This window comes from Nocardia sp. NBC_01730 (assembly GCF_035920445.1).
Taxonomy (GTDB): Bacteria; Actinomycetota; Actinomycetes; order Mycobacteriales; family Mycobacteriaceae; genus Nocardia.
The window spans coordinates 808,662-831,269 of the sequence record NZ_CP109162.1 but is presented as its reverse complement, the minus strand read 5'-3'; the positions used below and the strand labels follow the sequence as shown (position 1 = coordinate 831,269).

The 22,608-nt window shown below is 65.5% G+C and carries 19 protein-coding genes and 1 pseudogene; 9 read left to right on the top strand and 11 right to left on the bottom strand.

Going from position 1 to position 22,608, the window contains the following annotated elements; all coding sequences use genetic code 11:
• Window positions 1–178: 178 nt before the first annotated feature.
• The 4 genes from OHB12_RS03155 to OHB12_RS03140 form a co-directional block, all read right to left on the bottom strand.
• On the bottom strand, window positions 179–394 hold the full coding sequence (locus tag OHB12_RS03155; RefSeq protein WP_327115965.1) for a hypothetical protein: 216 nt from the start codon (window positions 392–394) through the stop codon (window positions 179–181).
• A gap of 420 nt (window positions 395–814) precedes the next feature.
• Complete coding sequence (dmpG, locus tag OHB12_RS03150; protein WP_327115963.1) at window positions 815–1,831, bottom strand: 4-hydroxy-2-oxovalerate aldolase; 1,017 nt, start codon at window positions 1,829–1,831, stop codon at window positions 815–817.
• Window positions 1,828–2,814, bottom strand: a complete 987-nt coding sequence (locus OHB12_RS03145; protein WP_327115961.1) for an acetaldehyde dehydrogenase (acetylating) — start codon at window positions 2,812–2,814, stop codon at window positions 1,828–1,830. The genes dmpG and OHB12_RS03145 overlap by 4 nt, the downstream gene beginning before the upstream one ends.
• Window positions 2,815–2,819: 5 nt before the next feature.
• Complete coding sequence (locus OHB12_RS03140) at window positions 2,820–3,638, bottom strand: 2-keto-4-pentenoate hydratase (RefSeq protein ID WP_327115959.1); 819 nt, start codon at window positions 3,636–3,638, stop codon at window positions 2,820–2,822.
• Window positions 3,639–3,834: 196 nt separating this feature from the next.
• Between OHB12_RS03140 and OHB12_RS03135 the strand changes: the two genes are divergently transcribed.
• The gene (locus tag OHB12_RS03135) at window positions 3,835–4,590 is read left to right on the top strand and encodes an IclR family transcriptional regulator (RefSeq protein ID WP_327120862.1); all 756 of its coding nucleotides are present in this window, start codon (window positions 3,835–3,837) and stop codon (window positions 4,588–4,590) included.
• Between the two features lie 66 nt (window positions 4,591–4,656).
• Here the strand turns inward: OHB12_RS03135 and OHB12_RS03130 are convergent.
• A pseudogene (locus tag OHB12_RS03130) lies at window positions 4,657–4,815 on the bottom strand (helix-turn-helix domain-containing protein); the annotation flags it as partial.
• Window positions 4,816–5,120: 305 nt separating this feature from the next.
• Between OHB12_RS03130 and OHB12_RS03125 the strand changes: the two are divergent.
• From OHB12_RS03125 to OHB12_RS03115, 3 genes are all read left to right on the top strand, one after another.
• On the top strand, window positions 5,121–5,942 hold the full coding sequence (locus OHB12_RS03125) for an alpha/beta fold hydrolase (protein WP_327115957.1): 822 nt from the start codon (window positions 5,121–5,123) through the stop codon (window positions 5,940–5,942).
• 80 nt (window positions 5,943–6,022) lie between these two features.
• Window positions 6,023–7,783 carry a non-ribosomal peptide synthetase gene (locus OHB12_RS03120; protein WP_327115955.1) on the top strand — a complete coding sequence of 587 codons (1,761 nt, stop codon included), beginning with the start codon at window positions 6,023–6,025 and terminating at the stop codon, window positions 7,781–7,783.
• Window positions 7,784–7,790: 7 nt separating this feature from the next.
• Window positions 7,791–9,011: a cytochrome P450 gene (locus tag OHB12_RS03115; RefSeq protein WP_327115953.1), complete on the top strand. Its 1,221-nt coding sequence runs from the start codon at window positions 7,791–7,793 to the stop codon at window positions 9,009–9,011.
• 154 nt (window positions 9,012–9,165) lie between these two features.
• Here OHB12_RS03115 and OHB12_RS03110 read toward each other — a convergent pair whose 3' ends face one another.
• From OHB12_RS03110 to OHB12_RS03100, 3 genes are all read right to left on the bottom strand, one after another.
• Window positions 9,166–9,381 (bottom strand): DUF6186 family protein, encoded by a 216-nt coding sequence (locus OHB12_RS03110; protein ID WP_327115950.1) that lies wholly within the window; start codon window positions 9,379–9,381, stop codon window positions 9,166–9,168.
• Complete coding sequence (locus OHB12_RS03105) at window positions 9,363–9,731, bottom strand: hypothetical protein (RefSeq protein ID WP_327115948.1); 369 nt, start codon at window positions 9,729–9,731, stop codon at window positions 9,363–9,365. The genes OHB12_RS03110 and OHB12_RS03105 overlap by 19 nt, the downstream gene beginning before the upstream one ends.
• 262 nt (window positions 9,732–9,993) lie before the next feature.
• Window positions 9,994–10,740, bottom strand: a complete 747-nt coding sequence (locus tag OHB12_RS03100) for an IclR family transcriptional regulator (RefSeq protein ID WP_442800064.1) — start codon at window positions 10,738–10,740, stop codon at window positions 9,994–9,996.
• A gap of 280 nt (window positions 10,741–11,020) precedes the next feature.
• Here OHB12_RS03100 and OHB12_RS03090 point away from each other — a divergent pair, with 280 nt between their 5' ends.
• From OHB12_RS03090 to OHB12_RS03070, 5 genes are read left to right on the top strand one after another with little or no spacing between them, the layout of a single operon-like run.
• Window positions 11,021–12,010, top strand: a complete 990-nt coding sequence (locus OHB12_RS03090) for an amidohydrolase family protein (protein ID WP_327115946.1) — start codon at window positions 11,021–11,023, stop codon at window positions 12,008–12,010.
• 20 nt (window positions 12,011–12,030) lie between these two features.
• Complete coding sequence (locus OHB12_RS03085) at window positions 12,031–13,557, top strand: bifunctional 3-(3-hydroxy-phenyl)propionate/3-hydroxycinnamic acid hydroxylase (protein ID WP_327115944.1); 1,527 nt, start codon at window positions 12,031–12,033, stop codon at window positions 13,555–13,557.
• Window positions 13,558–13,567: 10 nt separating this feature from the next.
• Entirely contained in the window at window positions 13,568–14,911 is a 1,344-nt protein-coding gene (locus OHB12_RS03080; protein WP_327115942.1) for an MFS transporter, read from the top strand.
• Window positions 14,912–14,926: 15 nt separating this feature from the next.
• Window positions 14,927–15,991, top strand: a complete 1,065-nt coding sequence (locus OHB12_RS03075; protein WP_327115940.1) for a maleylacetate reductase — start codon at window positions 14,927–14,929, stop codon at window positions 15,989–15,991.
• Between the two features lie 14 nt (window positions 15,992–16,005).
• Window positions 16,006–16,908 carry a dioxygenase family protein gene (locus OHB12_RS03070; RefSeq protein WP_327115937.1) on the top strand — a complete coding sequence of 301 codons (903 nt, stop codon included), beginning with the start codon at window positions 16,006–16,008 and terminating at the stop codon, window positions 16,906–16,908.
• 98 nt (window positions 16,909–17,006) lie between these two features.
• Here OHB12_RS03070 and OHB12_RS03065 read toward each other — a convergent pair whose 3' ends face one another.
• The 3 genes from OHB12_RS03065 to OHB12_RS03055 all read right to left on the bottom strand — a co-directional run bounded on the left by OHB12_RS03065 (window position 17,007) and on the right by OHB12_RS03055 (window position 22,532).
• Complete coding sequence (locus OHB12_RS03065) at window positions 17,007–19,910, bottom strand: UPF0182 family protein (RefSeq protein WP_327115935.1); 2,904 nt, start codon at window positions 19,908–19,910, stop codon at window positions 17,007–17,009.
• A gap of 103 nt (window positions 19,911–20,013) precedes the next feature.
• Window positions 20,014–21,027 (bottom strand): NAD(P)-dependent alcohol dehydrogenase, encoded by a 1,014-nt coding sequence (locus OHB12_RS03060; RefSeq protein ID WP_327120858.1) that lies wholly within the window; start codon window positions 21,025–21,027, stop codon window positions 20,014–20,016.
• A gap of 5 nt (window positions 21,028–21,032) precedes the next feature.
• Window positions 21,033–22,532 carry a mannitol dehydrogenase family protein gene (locus tag OHB12_RS03055; RefSeq protein WP_327115933.1) on the bottom strand — a complete coding sequence of 500 codons (1,500 nt, stop codon included), beginning with the start codon at window positions 22,530–22,532 and terminating at the stop codon, window positions 21,033–21,035.
• Window positions 22,533–22,608 lie beyond the last annotated feature (76 nt).

Sequence of the window (22,608 nt, the reverse complement as noted above, 5' to 3'; positions counted from 1 at the left end):
ATGTTCTTCGCCGACGGATTCCTGGCCCATCCCTTGCCTGGCCGGACAACCAACGAAGAGCGCACTCCGGATTGAGTCTGCGGCATGAGCTTTCGTAGCATCGGCCTCAGTGACCTCGTCCCCCTGATGACGAGACTTCGAGTCTGTACACCCGTCAGCACGACAGTTGGTGCATTCCTCAACGCGTGGCGCGCAAAGTGTCCTGCACACCTGCGCGGAAGTCTGTGAACATTCCCTCCACCATGTTTTTCGTCGCCTGCGGGGCGGTGTAGAGGGAGCCCGCATCGAATGGTGGCTGCGGTGCGTATTCGGCCATCAGTTGCACAGTCTCCGCGTAGCGCTGGTCGCGCAGCAGCGACAGGATGACGTAGCCGAGGTCCAATCCGGCGCTCACGCCGGCGCCGGTGACCCGATTGCGGTCGACGACGACGCGCGAATCGGTCGGTGTCGCGCATGACGGCCAGCGTTCCGTTCGTCCCGCCAGGTACGAACAGCACATCGACATCACGGGGGCATTGATCGAGGGTTGCCGTCGGCGTCAGAGTCACTCCGGTATCGGTGACTATCGGGTCCATGGTGACTGCGACGGTCTCGGCAACGGCCATCAGGCATTCGGGTGCTGATCTCGTATCCGCACGGAGAACGAGCGCAGGCCAACCGACCGGCAAGCCGCTGCGGGCTCCTGCGGAGCAGACCGACTCGCGGATCGACAGTACCGAGTCAACGCGCCCGCCGATAGCTCGATCAGCTCCGCTCAGACCAAGTGAAAATCGGGATCGCCTGCGGTCCAGTGCGACTGCGGACCTGGGAAACGCTAGCCAGTGGAGTCGGCAAGCAAGTCGAGGGCGATGTCGACGATGAGGTCTTCTTGTCCGCCGACCAGTCCTCGACGTCCCACCTCGAGCAGGATGGTGCGCACGTCGATGCCGTAGCGCTGCGATGCGGCTTCGGCGTGGCGCAGGAAGGACGAGTAAACCCCTGCGTATCCGAGGGTGAGGGTTTCGCGGTCCACGCGCACGGGGCGGTCCTGCAGTGGTCGCACCAAGTCATCGGCGGCGTCTTGCAGGGCGAACAGATCGCAATTGTGCTTCCAGCCGTACAAGTCGGCGACGGCGACAAACGGTTCGATCGGGCAGTTGCCCGCGCCGGCACCGTGACCGGCGAGCGAGGCGTCGACCCGGGTGACACCTTCTTCGACAGCGATAACGGAATTGGCCACCGACAGCGAGAGATTCTCGTGCGCGTGGATGCCGATCTCGGTGCCAGGATCGAGGACCTGACGGTAGGCGCGGACCCGGTCGCGGACACCGTCCAGGGTCAACCGCCCACCGGAGTCGGTGACGTAGACGCATTGCGCCCCATACGATTCCATCAGCTTGGCCTGTTCGGCGAGGCGGGCCGGTTCGACCATGTGCGACATCATCAGAAATCCCGAGACATCCATGCCGAGTTCCCGTGCGGTGGCGATGTGCTGGGCGGACACATCGGCCTCGGTGCAGTGGGTGGCCACGCGCACCGACCGGACTCCCAGCCGGTAGGCATGCTCGAGTTCTTTGATGGTGCCGATGCCGGGCAACAACAGTGTGGTCAGCCGAGCGTGCGTGAGATTCGCGGCAGCGGCTTCGATCCATTCCCAGTCTGTGTTGCTACCGGGTCCGTAGTTCAAGCTACCTCCGGCGAGACCGTCACCGTGGGCGACTTCGATGCCGTCGACACCGGCGGCATCGAGTGCCGCGACGATCCGGCCGACGTCGTCAGGAGTGATGCGGTGGCGCACCGCGTGCATGCCATCACGGAGTGTGACGTCTTGGATGAACAGTTGCGTACTCATCGAAGTGCTTCCTGTCCTGCCGGTGCGGCGGCGATCGTGTCTGCGACGGATTCGGCGTAGCGCAGGGCCGCCGAGGTCATGATGTCGAGGTTGCCTGCGTAGGCCGGGAGGTAGTGGGCAGCGCCTTCGACTTCGAGGAACACCGTCACCTGGTGGGTGGGAACATCCGCCGCGTCCGTGGTGAGCAGGGTATGCACCGGCTGGTCCTGCGGCACGGCGGTGATCTGGACTTGTTGCTTGAGGCGGTAGCCGGGCACATAGGCGGCCACATGCGCGATCATCTGCTCGACCGATTCCCGAATCGCCTGGTGGGTGGTGGAGTCCGGTGCGGTAATCAGGCACAGCACCGTATCGCGCATGATCAGCGGCGGGTCCGCCGGATTGAGGATGATGATGGCCTTGCCACGTTGGGCGCCGCCTACCGTTTCGATCGCGTGCGCGGTGGTCTCGGTGAACTCGTCGATGTTGGCGCGGGTACCAGGCCCTGCGGATTTCGACGCGATGGATGCGACGATCTCGGCGTAGGCGACCGGCACGACGCGGGAGATCGCGGCGACGATCGGGATGGTGGCTTGCCCACCGCAGGTGACCATGTTGACGTTGGGGGCGTGGCGATGTTCGTCGAGGTTCACCGCCGGTACTACGAAAGGACCGAGAGCGGCGGGCGTCAGATCGACCAGGCGTTTGCCCAGCGGTTCGAGTAGCGCGGCATGGGCGGCGTGGGCCTTGGCGGAGGTTGCGTCGAAGACCAAGCCGATCTCGCCGAAGTTCGGCAGCTCCAGAAGGCCCTGGACACCGTCGGCCGTGGTGGGGACGCCGAGCCGGCGGGCGCGGGCGAGCCCGTCGGATTCGGGGTCGATGCCTACCATCGCTCCCATCTCCAGGACGGTCGAGTGTCGGATCACCTTGATCATCAGGTCGGTGCCGATGTTGCCGGATCCGATCACCGCGACTTTGAGCTTGGCGGGGCCGTCGTAGTGCATAGGTTTCACTCCTGAATGAAGACTGCGGTCACTGAGCCGAGACCGGTGATATCCGCGGTGACGGTGCCGGAGGTCTCGATCGCGGCCATCGGTCCGAGCGCTCCGGAGAGCACTACCTGACCGGCGCGCAGTGGCTGACCGAACTCCCGTGTGGTGCTCGCCAACCAGGCCAGCGCCCGCAGTGGATCGCCGAGGCAGGCTGCGCCGGTTCCAGTGGACACACCGAGGCCGTCGATCGACATCTGCATCTGCGCCGAAACGGGGTCGAAGGCATCGAGGGTGCGGCGCTGGGTGCCGAGCACGAACAGGCCGCTGGAGGCGTTGTCGGCGACGGTGTCGCCGAAGGTGATGTCCCATCCGGCGATGCGGCTGTCGACAATCTCGAGTGCGGCCACGGCATAGTCGACTGCGCTGCGAATTCGCTCGTCGTCGAGCGGGCCATCGGCCAGGTCCTGGGCGAGCACGAACGCGATCTCGGCTTCGACCTTCGGTTGCAGCAGCCGGCTCAGCGGCACGGGCGTGTCCTGGTTGTAGTGCATGTCGTCGAACAACACTCCGAAATCCGGTTGGTCGACGCCGAGCTGCCGCTGCACTGCCTGGGAGGTCAGGCCGATCTTGCGTCCGACGATCGTGGCGCCCGCCGCGATGCGCTCAGCGGTCAGCCGCTCCTGCACGGCGTAAGCAGCGGCCACGTCGTCGGTGCCGATCAGATCCCGTACGGGAGCGCACGGGGTGCCCGAGCGGGCGGCCGCGCCGAGCCGGTTCGCGGCGGCGATCGTGGCGGTGTCTGCGGAGGGTCGGTCAAGGCCTGGAGGTATTGGCATCTGTGGTCCCGGAATTCGTGAGGGAGGTGAGGCGGCGGCTCTCACTGTCGCGCCGGAGTGCCGGACCCGCCAGCATTGCGTTCCACTGAGCCGAACGCCCCGGTAGAGTGAGCGAGGCCCGAATGGTTGGAGGTCGGCGGTGTCATCTGCGGTTCCCGGTCGTGCGGTGGACCGTTCGACCGTGTTGGGCAAGATCATGGCGGTGCTCGAGTCGTTCTCGATCGATGACACCGCGTTGAGTCTGGCCGAGATCGGGCGACGTACCCACATTCCGAAGGGAACTTTGCATCGGGTCCTCTCCGACATGGTGGCGGTGCGGTTGCTGGACCGGGCCGATGCCGGATATCGGCTCGGTGGGTACCTGTTCGAGCTGGGTATGCGCGCGTCGATCGAGCGGAGTTTGCTCGAGGTGGCCATCCCGTTCCTGGAAGAGCTGAACGTGCGCATTCACGAGACAGTGCATCTAGGAGTGCTGGACGGCACGGATGTGGTGTATCTGACGAAGATCGGCGGACGTCGACAGGCGCGCGCGCCGTCGCGGATCGGGGGCCGTATGCCGGTGCACTGCACGGCCATCGGCAAGGTGCTGCTGGCCCACGCCGATACGGCGCTCCGTGACCAGGTACTGACCGGACCGCTCCGCCGCTACACCCCGCGCACGATGATCCTGCCGGGCCCGCTGCGCAAGCAGCTCGATCGGATCGCGGCCGAAGGCGTGGGGTACGAATTCGAAGAATCGACTCCCGGCCTCGTGTGTGCAGCCGCCCCGGTCCGCGACGCGGACAAGGTGGTAGCCGCGATCAGTGTCGCGGGCCCGTCCCACCGGTTCCACCCCGACGCTCACGCAACATCGGTCCGCGCGGCGGCCGACGGAATCGGACTCACCTTGACCCGGCGGGCACGGCTGTTCACCACGCCTACCTTGCCCCGTCGGTCGAAGGACTGCTCCTGACCGCGGTCTCGTGGTAGGGGGTGTTCCTTGTTCTGGCCGGGCTCGGCATGGCGATGATGCTGCTGGGCGCTCGAGGACACCCCACTCGACCAGACCGTTCGCCAGCCGATGCGTCGTGGCCTTGGCGACTCCGCTTCGCCTGGTCAGCTCGGTGAGCGACAGTGCCCCAGAATCCGCATCGAACGCTTCGAGCAGCAACCGTGCCTTGCCCAGTACCGATCGCATTGTCGAGCGCCTCCAAAGACCCTGGCGGTCCACTCACCGGACCAGGTCTGCTCACCGCACCTTCGCCCTTTCGTGCCCGGACCTGCGCCTGCTGATAGACCGCGTGCGGACGAAAAGCATGCACAGGCGGGGCCAGGCGCCAGCCTCCACCGACTGGCAAACCATCGCGCCACAGCCGATCACCACCTCCCACCGTCGGGAAGCCGATGCCGGATGGGCGCACCGCATCGCTTGCTACTTTCTGCGCGGAAGTCGGCCTCGGCGCGACTCGTCGGACCCACGGAGCAGGTGGTATTCACAAGCACATGTCGATAGCGATCGTCAATGGAATACGGTTGAGCTACCACATGGTCGGCGAAGGGCCGTTGGTTCTGCTGATCATGGGAAGCGGCAGTCCGGGCCGAGCGTGGCGGACCTACCAGGTGCCCGCCCTGGTACAGGCCGGATTCCGGGTCGCGACGCTCGACAACCGAGGGATCGCCCCGTCCGAGGAGAGTGCCGACGGCATCACCATCGACGATCTGGTGGCCGATTCGGCTGCATTGATCGAATATTTGGGCACCCCCGCGCATGTCGTGGGCACCTCACTCGGCGCACTGGTGGCTCAGGAACTGGCGCTCGGGCGTCCCGAACTGATAGATCACGCGGTGATGATGGCGACAGCGGGTCGCCCGCATCCGATGCTGCTCGCGCTCAATGCCGGCGAGCGCGCACTCCATGACCAGAATGTCCGACTACCGCCCGAGTACGGTGCGGCCATCAAGGCAACGCTCCATCTGTCACCTCACACCCTCGAAGATCCCGCGGCGGCCCAACACTGGCTCGACATGTTCGAGTTCTCGGCCTCGGCGGCGGCCGCGCCCGGCGTGCGAGCGCAGCTCGGGATCGACTACTCGCGCAATCGACTCTTCGAGTACACGCAAATCACCACACCCAGCTTGATCATCGCCTTCTCCGACGATCTACTCGCGCCGCCGATGTACTGCCGGGAAGTTGCCGCAGCGATACCTGGCGCCCGCTATGCCGAAATCGACCGATGCGGCCACCTCGGCTACCTCGAGCGGCCCGAGGAAGTCAATCGCGTGGTGATCGACTTCCTGCCCGGCCGGAGAAACCAGGATCACTGATCTTCCGTAACCCCTAGGCTATTCCCATTGTTGGTGGTGATGTAATGCGTCAGACCAGTCGCTCGCTTACAGTCACGACCGTGCAAACACCTGATGAGGTGCCGCTCCAACCACCGAATCGGACCTGGTTGCAACGGCTGGACGAACGAGCTTTCGGTGTGGCGCACGAGGTTGCGCTGACTAGTAGCCAGCTGACGCTGACATACCAAGATCTGGATCACTGGGTCGGTCGAATCTGCCGGGAATTGACTGAAGTCGGTGTCGCCGAATCGGATTCGGTTGCCGTGGTGGTCCCACACCGACGCGATCCCCACACGACCGCGGCGATGTTGGCGATCTGGCGACTCGGCGCGGTATATGTGCCGCTCGCCGCGGATCAGCCCCAGGAACGAACGCGATCGATGCTCGCGGTTTGCGCGGTTCGGGTGGCGCTGCTGGAGCCGGGACACCCGCCGCCGATTCTGCCGGAAGAGATTGTCACGGTACCGATCCCGCCACCCGAAGCCGCCGACACCGCAGCACAGGTTCTCCCGACGTACCCGGCCATCGACCCGGACGATCTCGCCTACGTGATCTTCACCTCCGGCTCCTCGGGCGCGCCGAAAGGTGTCGCCGTGCCGCATCGGGGCATAGCAGCGATGGCGGACGCCACCGCGGCGGCACTCGAACTCCGGCCCGGCGCACGCATGCTGCAATTCGCCCCGGCTTCCTTCGATGCCTCGATCGCGGAAATCACCTCGACGCTCGGCGCAGGGGCAACGGCGGTATTCGCTGCGCACGATCAGCTGACCGACGGGGTCGGTATCGCCGAAGTCATCGTTGCGCAACACATCAGCCACGCGATCATGGTGCCATCCGTGCTCGCGGCGATTCCGGAGCGCCGGATGCCACCTGGTCTGCGGCTCATCGTCGCAGGTGAGGCGGCGAACTCGGCCGTGGTCGAGGAGTGGACCGTACGGCACCATCTCATCAATTCCTATGGTCCGACCGAATCCACCGTGTGCGCCACAATCAGCGATCCGCTGGTCGGTTCGCGGCTGCCCATCCCGATCGGCCGCGCCATCGAGGGCACCACTTTGCGGATCGTCAGCGACGATGGCGCGGACTCGGAGCCCGGTGCCGCAGGCGAGCTGTGGATCGGAGGGCTCGGAGTGGCACGGGGATACGTGGGATTGCCACTGGAGACGGCTGCCGCTTTCGTCGACGACGCGGTGACCGGTCAAAGATTCTATCGCTCCGGCGATCTCGTCCGACAGCTGTCCGATGGGCAGCTCGAATTTCTCGGGCGGATGGACCGACGAATCAAGTTGCGTGGTCGTCGCATCGAGCCGGGCGAGATCGAAACCATCGCGCTGCGCTGCCCTGGTGTCCGCCAATCGGCCGTGGTAGCGACCGACACCCAACTGGTCTGCTGTGTCGTCGTCGACGATGCGATCAGTGCGAGCGAGATCCGCGGTTTCCTTGCCGAACACCTGCCCGGCTATCTGCTGCCCGATCGCGTCGAGACCCTTGTCCACATGCCACGCACGCCACACGGAAAGACCGATTACGCCGCCGTGACAGAATCGGTCCAACGGCCCGGCCCGAGTCGCACCGCGCCGGAGACGATGACACCGGCGGAGCGGATGCTGTGCGAACTGTTCGCGGAAGCCCTGAGCCTGCCCGAGTTTCACCCCGCAGACAGCTTCTTCGATCTCGGCGGCGAATCTATGGAAGCCGCCAAGCTCACCCGACGGATCCGCACCGTCCTCGGTGTGGAGATGACGATGCGCATGTTGCTCGACGCCCCATCGCCCACGAAATTGGCCCCCTTGCTGCCGATTTCGGAACCGGGTCGGTGACGAGAGGATGACCGCGACGATCCGGTCGACGAGCCAGGACGACGCGCAGGTGTGGGATCTCACCGAACCGACGACACACTTGCGAGCGGATATAGCCGAATTCTGGCGCGACCGACGCCGTCGGCAGCCGATCTTCTGGCACGACAGTGCGCCCGACCACCCCGGATTCTGGGTGGTCTGCGGCTACGACCCCGCGGTGACCGTTTACCGCGACAGCAAACGGTTCACCTCGCAACGGGGCAACGTCCTGCTCACCCTGCTGGCAGGCCGGGACAACGCGGCGGGCAAGATGCTCGCAGTCACGGACCCACCCCGGCACACCCGGTTGCGTCGGCTGATGACAACGGCGCTGACACGAACCGCGGTGCGCGCGTTGGCACCCCGCATTCGGGAACGCACCAGGCGATTGCTGGCCGAGCGGCCGGGTTCGGGCAGTTTCGATTTCGCGGAAGAGATCGCCTCCCGTATCCCGATCTGGACCATCTGCGATCTGCTCGGCATTCCGGACAGCGAACACGACGTGCTGGTCTCTTCGACCAAACAGGCCCTCAGCTCCGCAGACGCCGCGCAGTCGGCTGTGGCGGCTTCGGCAGCGCGCCAGGAGATACTGCTCTGCCTGCTCGACCAGGTGGAAGCCCAGCGGCGGCACCCGGCGAACGGCCTGATCACCGCGTTGATCGGCGAGGAATTCGAGGATGCGCCGCTGTCGGACGACCAGATCGTCACCAATTGCTACAGCATCATTCTCGGTGGCGACGAGACCAGCCGGCTGACGATGATCAACGCGGTACACGCGTTCGCCGAAGACCCGCGACTGTGGGATCGCTTCAAGGAGGCCGACGACCTGGGCACCGCGGTCGAAGAGATCATCCGATGCTTCGCCCCCACAATGCATTTCGGACGTGTCGCGAACACCGACGTGGAGATACACGGCGCGCGGATCACGGCGGGAGAAGTCGTCACGATGTGGAATGTCTCCGCTAACCGGGACGAAACCCGCTTCTCCTGTCCCGATGCGGTGTTGTTCGATCGAAAGCCCAATCCCCATCTGGCATTCGGGTACGGGCCGCACTTTTGCGTCGGAGCGCACCTGGCCCGCTTGGAGATTGCCATCGTGCTGGACGAAATGCGGCGCTCGGCCCGAACCGTCGCCTCCAAGGGCAGACCACAACCGCTGCATTCGAACTTTCTGCACGGGTATGCCACTTTGCCGATCGAGTTCGGATAGCCACTTCATCCTCGTCGCTGCGCCCGTGTCGATAGTCCTCGAGCGCGATGGACCCGACCGCGAAGACGCTGACAAGATGAGGCCCGCAGACGGTGCGGGTGCGCCGCACGAGGTCTGCCAATGGACATCCCGTGCTATCCCGTCGCAGTGGCCCCTACCGCGCGAGAAAGTGCCAGCCGAGCCATGCCCACATGAGCACGGCGGCAATCCTCGCCGCCCGAGTGCGGGTGAGGTAGCCGATCGTTTCACCCACGGGCGCGACCAGATCCCTGCGCACATGCGTAACCGCGACCGCGCCGATCGTGGCCACCAGCACCAGCACGAACCCGACGACGACGATCTCCCGATCGCTCACCTCGACACCAGCCACCAGCCGACACTCAGCCACACCAGCCATCCCGCGAATCGCAGCGGCCACTGCTCGAGTGCCGGATCGAGCAGCGTCGACAATGTCGGGTGTTCGTCGCTCGGCCGTGTCCAATCCGGTTGCCGCGCAAATGCGTACACCTCCCACACCGTCGCCGCTACCAGCAGCGTCGACCAGACGGCCGCGCCGCGCCGCAGCCGGGCGGTGCGTGGAGTCTGCTCTGGCCTCGCGCGCCAAGCCAGCGCCGAAACCACGGCCGCCGACACCACTACCAGTGCAGTTGCCGACCAGCTGAACGGTCGGGTGGCGGCCCCACCCGCCGCCAGCACAGCACTGACGGCCAGCAGCGGCACGCGCCGCCGAAATGATGGTTTCGAGCTCGCCGGTTCCCTTGTCACATTCGCAGAATAGGGTCATGGGCGCCCGGATTCGGGCAGGTGCGGCCGTATGGCCCGGAGTCCCGAATACCGAGCGCAGTTATTCCCCGCATACCGGGCGGATACACGGAGCAGCCGCAGCCCGTTCGACCCGACCAGAACGGTGGGGCTTTCGTTACCGGTGGTCAACTAACCGGACTGTGCCGATGGTGGCGAGGAGGCTATGCCTCGGATCTCACTACTGTCCGACGACGTCATCGATCCTGTTGTCACCGTCGTAGCCTAGATCGGTCGAGGCCGCGGTAGCTGTGTCGAGTAGCTGCTGTGTCAGCTCCTCGAGGTGTTCACCTGTGCTCTCGATCGCGGGAAGCACCACCGAGACCGCAAGCGGCATCGGATCTCCTGCGGCGAACACCGGTGCGGCAACGGACACTATGCCGGGAATGACACCGCCGGAAGTGACGGCGTAACCCTGATCACGGATGGATGCCTGGGCGGCTAGAACGCGCCGATCGTCCCAGCCGGGCGTGGTGGCCGACTCGCGGTCGCACGACGCACGCGTGAGCGATGCCGGGAGGTAGGCGAGAAAAATCTGCCCTACCGAGGAGGACAGCAGCGGCAGCGTCGCGCCGACCCGGACGGTGAGCGGCAGTGGGCGGGTACCGTATGCCCAGCTCACGACTATCGGACCTTGATCTCCCCAGACCGCGACGTTGACCGAGTGCCCGGTGTTATTACGCAGGGCCTCGGCGTGGCTGCTCGTCACGGCCACTTCGTTCGTCCGCCGGAGGGACTCGGCTCCGAGCCGACGCATCGCCGGGCCGAAGTCATAGAGCCCTGAAGAGGATTCCTGAAATGTCAGACCCACACGGCCGAGGCTGACCAAATATCGGTGAACCTTACTGGGAGCCATTCCGCTCGCCTGCGCAAGCGTTGACAGACTCATCGGGCCCCCACCACTGAACAAGGCCTCGAGTACTCGCATCGCGAGCTCGACGGATTGGATGCCGCTTCGTCCGGCGCCCTGCCTCTGCTCGTCTCGATCCTCGACTGTCACAGGTGCAGCATAGGCGACTCCGCAGAGATTCACCATTGCGAACTTAGTTTCCCTATGTTTAACTCATCCCGTCACGATCTGTGATCCACGCCATAAATGTTGCTGAAGGTGACGTGCACCCGTACTCCGCCTGGACAGCGCGAAGACTGCCGCAAGCCAGACGTCAGCAACCACCGGTGGCCACCCCGACCACCATGAAGGAGTCGAGATGAAACTGATCGGGCTGGAAGAACACTTCGTGACACCCGAACTCGTGGGGTATGGCACTTCGACGGCCGCTATCGCTCAGCCCGGCGCCTGGGCCGAGGCATCTCGCCGGCTGCTCGACCTCACCGAGCAGCGGATCGTGGAGATGGACGCCGCCGGGCTCGACATGCAGGTGCTGTCCCTCAACTCCCCCGGCATCCAAGCCGAAGCCGAGACGGCGAACGCCGTCCGCCAGTCCATCATCGTCAACGACTTCCTGGCCGGCGTCATCGCCGAGCACCCGGACCGGTTCGCGGGTTTCGCCGCCCTGCCGCTACTGGATCCGGTGGCCGCGGCAGCGGAGCTCGAACGGGCCGTCACCCAACTCGGCCTCAAAGGAGCACTGGTCAACGCACATACTCAGGGCCGCTACCTCGACGACCCCACGATGCGCGTGGTGTGGGAACGCGCAGAGGCCCTTGATGTTCCGCTCTACCTGCACCCGGCCAACGGCGTCGACACCGCACACGTCTTCACCGGGCATCCCGCACTTGTCGGGCCGATGTGGAGCTGGGGCATCGACACCGCCACACACGTCCTGCGGTTGATCTTCGGCGGGGTCTTCGACGACTTTCCGAAGGCGAAGTTGCTGCTCGGTCACATGGGTGAGGGGCTGCCGTTCGTCCTGTGGCGGATGGATTCTCGTTGGGGCTTCCACGCTCACCACGGCATCGAACTGGCCAAGGGCGTGCCGTCGGCCTATCTGAAGGAAAACCTCTACATCACCACAAGTGGGGTGTGCTCGGCACCGCCCCTGTTGGCCGCTCTGCTCTCGCTCGGACCCGATCACATCCTTTTCGGCACGGACTACCCGTTCGAGTCCATGAAGACCGCGACCGACTTCCTCCGCGACGCCCCGATCAGCGACGCGGACCGCGCAAAGATCGGCCATCTCAACGCCGAACGACTGTTGCACTTCGATACTGCCGCGCTTGCGCCGGCCCTCGTCTGAAGGCATGAAAGGTATCAGCGATGACGACCAAGGCCGACTACGACGTCGCCGTGATCGGTTACGGGCCGGTGGGTATGGTCACCGCCGCGCTACTCGGACGGTCCGGGCGCCGGGTGGTGGTGCTCGAGCGCTACGCGACCCTCTACAACCGTCCGCGGGCCGCGATCTTCGACGATGAGACGATGCGCACGTTCGATCGCCTCGGGATCGCCCACACCCTCGAGCCGAAGATGCATCGGCAGAGCAGATACGAATGGCGCAGTGGCTCCGGTGAACTGCTGATCGAGCACTCCTTCGCCGCGATCGGCCGACAGGGGTGGGCCGAGTGGTACATGATGTACCAACCCGACCTCGAGGACGCCCTCGACGCGTGCGTCCGGTCGATGCCCAACGTTACCGTTCAGATGAACGCCCAGGTCACTGGTATCGATCAGTCTTCGGACCAGGTGCTGCTGTCGCTGGACGGTGCCACGCCGGTCACTGCGAGCTACGTCGTCGCCTGCGACGGAGGCAACAGCTTCACCCGCGAGTTCCTCGGCATCGGGCAGGAGGACTACGGCTTCTCCGAACCCTGGATGGTCTGCGACTTCCGTCTGACCAGTGACGTCGCCCTACCGAAGGCACGTCAGGTGTGCGACCCGGTCCAGCCGATCTCGGTGATCGCCCTCGGACACGAGCATCACCGCTTCAGCTTCATGCTCGACTCGGAGGAATCCTTCGCGACCGAGACGGACCCGACATCCGTGTGGCAGCGAGTCGCTGCCTACCTCGCACCCGATCAGGCTGAACTGATCCGCGCCGCCACATACACCTTTCGGTCGCTGGTGACCGGGCGTTGGCGTGTCGACCGGGTACTGCTTGCCGGCGACGCGGCCCACCAGATGCCTCCATTCCTCGGCCAGGGCATGTGCTCCGGAATCCGTGACGCCCAGAACATCGCGTTCAAGCTGGACGCGATCCTCTCCGGTGCGGACACTGCGCTGCTGGACTCCTACCAGAGTGAACGCGAGCCGCACGTGCGCGCGGTGATCGAGAAGGGTATCGAACTCGGACGAATCCAGACAGTTCGTGATCCGCGGCTCGCCGCCGAACGCGACGCCAGGTTGCTCGCTCAGCGCGCCGCGAAGCAGGATCCGGAAAAGATCCGGTTCCCCGGGCTCGGTCCCGGCCTCCGTACCGGCACCCCTCAGGCCGGCTATTTGATGCCGCAAGCGACAGTCACCGCCGGGGAACGGACCGGCCGATTCGACGAGATCGTCGGAACCGGCTTTGTCCTACTCGTCGACGGGCGACGCGGCGACCCGAGTTCGCTGAAGCCAGCCGAACAAACCGGATTGCGGGTCGTCACACTCGGCTTCGACATCCACGACACCGACGGCAGGTACGGCGCCTGGTTCGACGAGCACGATTGCACCGCGGTGCTCTGGCGCCCGGACTTCTACATCTACGGCACGGCACCGACGGCCGCGGATATCTCGCCGCTGGTGCAGACGCTGGAGTCAGCGCTGAGCCCGGCCGAATCGCTGGTACCGACCGGCGGAATGTGAGGAAATAACCATGAAACGACAGCCCTCTTCGACCGGCGGCATGCTGATTGTCGCTTGGATCGTGGCGATGCTCGAAGGATTCGACCTATCGGTGTACGGCGTCACCGTCCCGTCTTTGATCGGTACCGCCTCGCTGGGCATCGGACCGTCCGAGGCAGGTCATATCGGATCGCTGGTCGGACTCGGCATGCTGGTCGGAGCCGGTGTTGCCGGGGCGATCGTGCACCGTGTCGGCCCCCGTAGACTACTGATCTTCAGTACTGCCCTGTTCTCGGCAGGCATGCTCGTATCCACGGTCGCCGTCGACGCCACCTGGTTCAGTGCTGGTCGGCTCATCGTCGGCCTCGGCCTGGGTGTAGTTATGCCGACCCTCAACGCCTACGTCGCCGATCTCAGCGTGCCAGGGCGACGAAGCAGACACATCGCGTTGATGATGAGTGGATATGCCGCCGGCGCGATGCTCGCTCCGCTTTTGGGCGCAATGCTTTTGCCTGAATCGTCCTTCCGTTTGTTGTACGTCATCGGGGTAGTGCCCGCGCTGATCGCGGTTCCGCTGCTGGTTCGGCTGCCCGAAAGCCCATTCCATCTGCGCAGGAGCGGCCAGTTCGGGGTTGCCGCGATGATCGAACAGCGATTCGGGCTTAGCGCATCGGTGGCCGTCGTCGGCACGGCGGCTGGCAGCTCGGTCGCGGACCCGAGCCGCTGGTTCGGAGTGCGCGAACTACTCGTCGGCGGGCGGGCAATATCGACCGCGCTGTTCTGGGCGATGTCGTTCTGTGGCCTGCTGCTGGTGTTCGGGATCAGCGCCTGGCTGCCGTCGATCATGCGGGCCGCCGGTTACTCCCTCGGCTCGGCGTTGCTGCAAACTGCGGCGATGTGGTCCGGTGTCTTCGTCGGCGTGATCGTCGGGGGACGGGTCGCAGACGCCCTCGGCCCGAAACGGGTTGTGGTGTCGGCCTTCCTCGTCGGCACGGTCAGCTTGGTCTTGATGAGCCTGGGACCAGCGACTCCGCTGCTGTTCGCGCTGATGTTCATCAGTGGGTTCGGCTTCATCGGCTCTCAGATCCTCGGTAACGCCTTCATCCTCACGACGTATCCCGACGACTTGCGTAGTAGCGGGCTGGCCTGGGCGTTGTCGGTAGGACGGCTCGGGGCGATCGTAGGCCCGACGCTCGGCGCCTTCGTCTTGGCGCATGCCACCGTGGTGGAGTGGAATTTCTACACTTTCGCTGTTGTCGGCCTGATCGGCGCCACCGCGGCGGCCTCGGTCCCGCGCATCGTCGGGCATCGGGCCGCGGCAACCGGTCAGAGCGCGGTTCTCGACGCCGCCTCCAGTCGACCCGCGATCAACTGAAAGGCGACTACTGAGGTGAGCATGGTTTTCGATCACGTCACATTGGGTCAGCGGGTGCTGTTCGGGTCGGGGCGAGCTGCGGACAATCTGGCGGCGGAGGTGGATCGGCTCGGCGCCGAGCGGGTCATGGTGATAGCGGGACGCTCCGAACTCACTGTGGCACAGAAAATTACGCGGAAGATCGACGTCGCCATCTATCACGACGATGTGGCGCCCCACGTTCCGATCGCCAACGCCGACAGAGCCCGCGCGGTCACCACCGAACACCGGATAGATCTGCTGGTGTGCATCGGCGGGGGGTCGACGACGGGTCTGGCCAAAGCGGTCGCGCTGACCACCGGGCTGCCGATCGTCGCAATCCCCACCACCTACGCCGGGTCGGAGGCCACCAATGTGTGGGGCATCACCGAGTCGGCCCGCAAAACCACCGGCGTGGACAACTCGGTGTTACCGGAGACAGTCATCTACGACGCGACACTGACCCTGTCGCTGCCGGTGAACTTGTCGGCCGCCTCCGGGCTCAACGCCGTGGCGCACTGCATCGACTCGATGTGGGCGCCGCGCGCGGACCCGATCAACCGCGCACTCGCCGGCGAGGGCATTCGCTCGCTCGCCGCGGGGCTGCCGGTGGTGAAGAACGATCCGAACGACCTGGCAGGGCGGGAACAGGCACTTTATGGGGCGTACCTGTCGGCCGTGGCATTCGCGTCCGCCGGATCCGGCCTCCACCACAAGGTCTGCCACGTCCTCGGCGGGGCGTACAACCTCCCACACGCCGAAACCCACGCCACCGTCCTACCGTACGTACTCGCTTTCAATGCCCCCGCCGCACCGGAGGCCGAGTCCCGCATCGCCGTCGCCTTCGGGAGCACAACGGCCATCTCTGGTCTGAACACCCTCCGCGACACGCTGAACGCCCCCCGCGCCCTGAAGGACTACGACCTGCACGAGGACAGCATTCCCGAGGCGGTGGCGTTGATCCTGCCCGTCGTTCCAGACTCCAATCCGCGACCCGTCAACGCCGCCGACCTCGAAGAACTTCTACGCGCCGCCTACACCGGCGACACATCCGCCTGGTGAGAGGGAACACCACCATGACCACCGCTGGTACCCGTACCTCCCCGGAACAAGCAACCGTCGAAGACCAGCTCGTGGACGCAGTCGTCGCGTCGTTCGACGGCGCGCCCGACCCGCGGCTCAAGCAGGTCATGCAGTCACTGGTCCGCCATCTGCACGCGTTCATCCGTGACGTGCGACTGACCGAGGCCGAGTGGAACACCGCGATCGAATTCCTCACGACAGCCGGTCACATCACCGACGACAAACGGCAGGAGTTCGTGCTGTTGTCCGATGTGCTCGGCGCGTCCATGCAGACCATCGCGGTGAACAACCAGGCATATCAGGGCGCCACCGAGGCCACGGTCTTCGGGCCGTTCTTCGTCGCCGACGCCCCCGAGATCCCGCTCGGCGGTGACATCAGCGGCGGGGCCGCCGGACAGCCCTGCTGGGTCGAAGGCACTGTCACCGACACCGACGGCAACCCCGTCCCCCGCGCCCGCATCGAGGTGTGGGAGTGCGACGAAGACGGGTTCTATGACGTCCAATACCCCGACGAACGGATGGCCGGGCGCGCGCACCTCCACACCGATGCCGATGGCCGGTATCGATTCTGGGGCCTGACACCGGTCCCCTATCCGATTCCCGATGATGGTCCGGTCGGCATGATGCTCAATGCGGTGGGCCGCTCACCCCTGCGTGCCGCGCACCTGCACTTCATGGTCACCGCCGAAGGACTGCGCACCCTGGTCACCCACATCTTCGTCGACGATGACCCGCAACTCGCGATCGGTGACAGCGTCTTCGGAGTCAAAGACTCGCTGATCACCCCGTTCGTGCAGCAATCCTCCGGTACCCCCACGCCCGATGGCCGCGACCTCGGCGGCAGTTCCTGGGCGTCGGCCCGTTTCGATATCGTCCTCGCACCCGTCGACGTCTGAGCCGACTTCGATGCGCTCGCGGGGATTCGCGGCGATCTCGGCCAGCCGATCACGTGCGCGAAGGGCGGGTCGAACGCCCACGCCAGCTGACGGACGCGTCATCGACCGGGACGGTTGAGGTCGTTCAACTGCTGTTGGAGACGATCGAGGGCCGCACGGATAGCATCGACTTGCGCGTTGAGTTCGGCGATCTTCGCCTGATCCACGGTCGGCAGGGATTCCGCTGGTGGAGGTGCCGCTGGTGATACCGACTGCGGCCCGGGTGGCGGCGGTGCCGCGGGGCCACCGCCGGGTGCGGTGGCGAGCCGGCCGGTACCGACCCCGAACACTTGGTCGAGCGCCTCTGCGAGGGTCGGGGCGTAGCCCACGCGGACGCCGCCGGTGCCAGGTTCGCGGTAGCTGACCAGCACTCGCGCCAGCTGCGGGAAAGTCGATCCGTTGGGTGTTGTCGAGATCCGCTCGGTGAAGAGCGGTTCGACATAGAGGACACCGCCGTCGGCGATCGGCAGGGTGAGCAGGTTGCCGTACTGGATCCGATTCGAACGCTCGAGCAGAGTTCGCTCGGACGCCACTCTGGTGTCGGAGATCATCGAGTTCTGGATCTGCTGCGGACCTTGGGTGAGGGTGTCGGTGGGCAGCTGCAAGATGCTGATCTTGCCGTAGTTCTCGGGATCGGAGTGGGCAGAGACGTAGGCGGAGAGGAATTCCCTGTTGAATCCGACCATCGCGCTGGCCAGCCGGAACGACGGCTTGGCGTTGTCATGGTCACCGAGCAGGACGTAGAACGGGGGCTGGTGCGGGTTGGCGTCGACGGTCGGGTCGCTCGGCACCGACCAGAAAGCATTGGTGGTGAAGAATTCGCGCGGTTCATCCACATGGTATTTGGCGAGCATCTCGCGTTGGACCGCGAACAGGTCCTCCGGGTACCGGAAGTGGGCTCGCAGCTCTTCGGTGATCGACTCCTCGGGTTCGACCGTGCCGGGGAAGACGTTCATCCACGCCGCCAGGACCGGGTCCTGCCGGTCGACTTGATAGAGGGTGACTGTGCCGTCGTACGCGTCGACCGTGGCCTTGACCGAGTTCCGCACGTAGGAGACCTGCCGGGGAGACCGCGTGCGGCTGTCGCTGCCCGGTTCGGGGGCTTCGAGCGAACTGCGTTTGGCATAAGGGTAGCCATCGATTGTGGTGTACGCGTCGACGATCCAAACGACCCGTCCGTCCACGACCGCCGGATAGGGGTTGTTGTCGGTCGTCAACCACGGCGCGACGAGCTCGACGCGATGGCGCGGATCCCGATTGAAAATGATCTTCGATTCGGGACCGATCGCCTTGGAGAAGATGATATTGCGTTCGGTGTAAGTCGCGGCGAAGGCCAGGCGGTGGAACCAGCTCCCGATCGGAACGCCGCCGGCGCCGGTGTAGGTGTATTTAGTGGTGTCTGTGTCGTATTCGCGGGGTTCGCTGCCGCCGCCGACGATGGCATAGTCCGGGCTGGCGTGGGCGATGACTTCGCCGTAGTAGACGCGGGGCTGATCCACCGGGATCACTTGGTGCCCGGAGGCTTGGGAGGCGATGTCGCTCACCGCGTAGATGGGGTATCCGCTGTTGCTACTGGCAGCATCCCCTGCGGCCTCGCGGACCGCAGCGTTGACACGGTTGGCCGGTGCGGCGACGAACCCGTTTCCGTGGGTGTAGACGGTGTGCCGGTTGACCCAGTGCCGCTGGTTGCCGCTCAGTGCGCTCGGGGTCAGCTCGCGGGCTGCGACCACGTAGTCGCGCAGTTCCCCGCCGACGCGGTAACGATCCAGGTCCAGATGTGCTGGGAAGCTGTAGAAGTTCTTCAGCTGTTGCTGCTGGGTGAACGTTCGCGAGAGCACGTTCGGGTCGAGCAGGCGGGCGTCGGCGATCGTGGTCACGTCCGCCGGAACATTGGACGGCGGCTTGGTGCCGACCCCGGAGTATGCCTGGTACTCGACCCGATCGCTGCCGATCCCGTACGCCTGCCGGGTAGCTCTGATATTGCGTTCGATGTAGGCACGTTCCATGTCCGCGGCGTTCGGGCGGACCGAGAACTGCTCGACGGCCAGCGGCCATACGGCGCCTACCAGGATCGACGACAACAGTAGGAGCGCGGCGGCCATCGCCGGGATGCGCAGGTCCCGAACGACTACAGCGGCGAAGACCGCCACAGCGCAGATGACGGCGATCGCGAAGAGAATGAGGCGGGCAGGAAGCACCGCGTTGATGTCGGTGTAGCCGGCGCCGGCGAAGGTGGGCTCTTTGCTGTGGCTCGAGAGCAGTGAATATCGGTCGAGCCAGTAGGCGGCTGCCTTCAAGGCGATGAATACGCCGGCCAGCACCGCGAGCTGGACTCGGGCCGCGTGGGTTGGTCCGGCCCCGTTTCCGGACAGCCGCACTCCCCCGAGCAGGTAGTGCGTCGAGACGTTGGCCAGGAACGCGAGGACGATGGCGACGAACAGCCAGTTCACGACGAGTCGATAGAACGGCAGATCGAAGACGAAGAACCCGACATCGTGTCCGAACTCGGGATCCGACACACCGAATGACCCGCCGTGGATGAATAGTTGGACTGTCATCCAACTCGACTGCCCGACGAGGCCGCAGATGACGCCCAGTGCGGCGGCGATGCCCACTCCGAAACGGAGCGGCCGCCGTATCACCAGCTCGCGATACGGCCGGAGACTGTCTTCTTTCCCCGCGCCGGGAAAGAAGAGGGGGCGGAACCGGAACGCGAGCCACATTGCCGCGAAGAGGGCGCCACCGATGAACAGCGCAACCGCGACGAACAACCACAGACGGGTGACGAGCACGGTGCGCCAGACACCGCCGAATCCGACTTCACCGAACCACAGCCAGCTGACATAAACACCGATCAGGCGGGGAGCGATCAGCAACGACACAACGAACACCGTGACGGCGATCAACAGCACCCGAGTGCTGCGATGCAACCGCCGCAGGCCGGGACCGTCGCGTGCGCTCATCTCCCACTCCCAGAGCCGCGTCAGACCGAATGGTGTACGGCCGACGCAAGCCATCTGGCCTGATATTACCGTGACGACTGCCCGCCGGAAGGAACCAGGCAGGTCAACTGCCGGGCAGCACGATCGGCTTGATCGAGCTGCGGTCACGGCGACCGCTGGTCAGTGCCGCCGCCACCTGATCGAGACCGTACCGGCCGGTAACCAAGCGGTCGAGATCTACCCGCCCGGCCGCGGCGAGTTCGATCGCGGTCGGCCACGTGTTCGCGTAGCGGAACGTTCCGGTCAGCTCCAGCTCGCGTTCCTGCAGGTAGGGAAGTGGGAGGGGAACGTCGTCGCCGCCCATGCCGACGAGCACTACACGCCCGGCCCTGGCCACGGTGCGCACCGCCGCGCCGATCGCCGCCGGATGCCCGGAGCACTCCAGCAGGACATTCGGCTCGAATCCGATGTCGCCGAGCGGAATAGCGCCCACGTCCACCGCGTGCGTGCAGCCCAGTTCGGAGGCCAACGCCAGCCGCTCCTGGTTCACATCGGTGATCAGAACTTCGGACGCGCCGAAAGCCAGCGCCGTCTGTGCGGCCACAAGCCCGATCGGCCCCGCGCCGTTCACCAGCACCCGATCGCCCGCATCGACCCGGCCCTTCCGGCATGCCCACACTCCGACCGACAGCGGCTCGAGCAGGGCAGCCGCCTCGTCGGTCAATGAATCCGGCACCGGATGCGCGAATTCCTCGTGCAGCACTACGTATTCGCAGAACGCTCCGTCGATCGGGGGCGTGGCGAAGAACCGCATGTCCGGGCACAGGTTGTACCGGCCGGCCCGGCACTGGACGCAAGTGAAGTCCGGCACCCCCGGCTCGAGCGAGACTCGTTGCCCGACGTGATGGCGTCGCGCGCCGCTGCCGAGTCCCACCACCACACCGGAGGCTTCGTGGCCGAGCACCAACGGTTGGTCGACCACATAGTCGCCGATCCGCCCGTGCTCGAAGTAGTGCACGTCGGAGCCGCACACACCGACCGCGCTGACCTCGATGAGTACCTCGACCGGCCCCGGAGCGGGCACGGCACGTTCCACGATCGCGATCTTCCCGACCGTTTCCAAGACCGCCGCGCGCATCATCGTCACTGCCTTTCGGCGCGGGCGAAATCGGCCACCGTCGCCCGGACGCCATGAGCGTGCAGTGAATGCAGCGCCGCGACATAGGCGCGGACGAACCGGGGCTCGTCGATCAGGTCGCCGAATACCGCCCGGTCGCTCAGGAATGCGGTGGGGTCATCGCGCTGGCGGCGGGCGAGTGGCACCAACCGGTCGCGGAGCCGGTCGACGACCTCGATCGGCTCGCCCTGCTCGTCGATGCCTTCGACATAGCGCGCCCAACCGGCGACAACCGCTGCCGCGCAGTCGATCTCACCGCCTGCGGCGAGCTGCTGACGGATGACCGGTAACAGCCACTTCGGGATGCGGTCGGAGGATTCGGCGCACAGTCTGGCGATGGTGTCGCCGATCGCGGCGTTGGAGAACCGCTCGATGAGGGTGCGCTTGTACCAGCCCAGGTCGATGCCGGGGACGGGAGAAAGGGTGGGTGTCGCCTCGTCGTCCATGTACCGCGAAAGGAATCGTCGGAAGACCGGGTCCTGCGCCGCCTCATGCACCAGTCGGTAACCGCTCAGGTATCCCAGATAGGCGAGTGCCTGGTGGCTTGCGTTCAGCAACCGCAGCTTCATCAGCTCGTACGGCGCGACGTCCGCGACGAGTTGCACGCCGGCGTCGTCGAGGTCCGGCCGCCCGAGGGAGAACGAATCCTCCAGCACCCATTGGGTGAACGGCTCGGTCACCACCGGCCACCGATCTTCCATACCGTAGCGTCGCGAGATCTCGCCCGTCGTGTCGGGCGGTGTCACCGGCGTGATGCGGTCGACCATGGAGTTCGGGAAGCGCACCTCGCGCTCGACCCAGTCGCCGAGTTCGAGGTCGCGCATCCGCGCGAAGGCTCCGAAAGCGGCGCGCGCGACCTGCCCGTTGCCCTCGATGTTGTCGCACGACATGACGGTGAACGGTGCGATCCCCCGCACCCGGCGCCGCGCCAGTGCCTCGGTGACGAGCCCGAACACGGTGGCGGGTGCGGCATCCGGCTCGAGGTCGGCGCGGATCACCGGATCTTCGGCGTCGAATTCACCGGTCGCCGCGGAGGAGTTGTAGCCACCTTCGGTGATGGTGAGTGAGACGATCCGGGTTGCCGGATCGGCGAGCTTCTCGAGTACGGCCTCGGGATCTTCTGGCGCATAAAGGTATTCGACGATCGAGCCGATCACGCGAGTGGACCACGTGCCGTCGGGTTCGATCACCGCCAGCGTGTACAGACCGTCCTGCTCCGCCAGCGCATCACGCATCCGCCGGTCGGCTGGCAGCACACCCACGCCACAGATCCCCCACTCACGGGCGCCGCCGCGTTCCAGCAGCTGGTCGATGTACATCGCCTGATGTGCGCGATGGAATCCGCCTACTCCGAAATGGACGATGCCGGTCGAGATCCGGGACCGATCGTAGGTCGGTACGGAAACCTCCGAGATGAGGCCACCGATCGTCGCGGCACTCAGCGCAGTATTCGTGGTCCGAGTCATAACCACCCCTCGACTGTTGTGTTCATCACATCTCAATGCTAGCGTGTTGAGCAATTGTTCACGAGCTGAGCAAAAG

Coding starts and splice junctions, on each gene's coding strand:
- dmpG (WP_327115963.1), bottom strand. CDS start 1,831: ATGAGTACGCAACTGTTCATCCAAGACGTCACACTCCGTGATGGCATG.
- OHB12_RS03145 (WP_327115961.1), bottom strand. CDS start 2,814: ATGCACTACGACGGCCCCGCCAAGCTCAAAGTCGCGGTGATCGGATCC.
- OHB12_RS03140 (WP_327115959.1), bottom strand. CDS start 3,638: ATGCCAATACCTCCAGGCCTTGACCGACCCTCCGCAGACACCGCCACG.
- OHB12_RS03135 (WP_327120862.1), top strand. CDS start 3,835: ATGGCGGTGCTCGAGTCGTTCTCGATCGATGACACCGCGTTGAGTCTG.
- OHB12_RS03125 (WP_327115957.1), top strand. CDS start 5,121: ATGTCGATAGCGATCGTCAATGGAATACGGTTGAGCTACCACATGGTC.
- OHB12_RS03115 (WP_327115953.1), top strand. CDS start 7,791: ATGACCGCGACGATCCGGTCGACGAGCCAGGACGACGCGCAGGTGTGG.
- OHB12_RS03100 (WP_442800064.1), bottom strand. CDS start 10,740: ATGCGAGTACTCGAGGCCTTGTTCAGTGGTGGGGGCCCGATGAGTCTG.
- OHB12_RS03090 (WP_327115946.1), top strand. CDS start 11,021: ATGAAACTGATCGGGCTGGAAGAACACTTCGTGACACCCGAACTCGTG.
- OHB12_RS03085 (WP_327115944.1), top strand. CDS start 12,031: ATGACGACCAAGGCCGACTACGACGTCGCCGTGATCGGTTACGGGCCG.
- OHB12_RS03080 (WP_327115942.1), top strand. CDS start 13,568: ATGAAACGACAGCCCTCTTCGACCGGCGGCATGCTGATTGTCGCTTGG.
- OHB12_RS03070 (WP_327115937.1), top strand. CDS start 16,006: ATGACCACCGCTGGTACCCGTACCTCCCCGGAACAAGCAACCGTCGAA.
- OHB12_RS03065 (WP_327115935.1), bottom strand. CDS start 19,910: ATGAGCGCACGCGACGGTCCCGGCCTGCGGCGGTTGCATCGCAGCACT.
- OHB12_RS03060 (WP_327120858.1), bottom strand. CDS start 21,027: ATGCGCGCGGCGGTCTTGGAAACGGTCGGGAAGATCGCGATCGTGGAA.
- OHB12_RS03055 (WP_327115933.1), bottom strand. CDS start 22,532: ATGACTCGGACCACGAATACTGCGCTGAGTGCCGCGACGATCGGTGGC.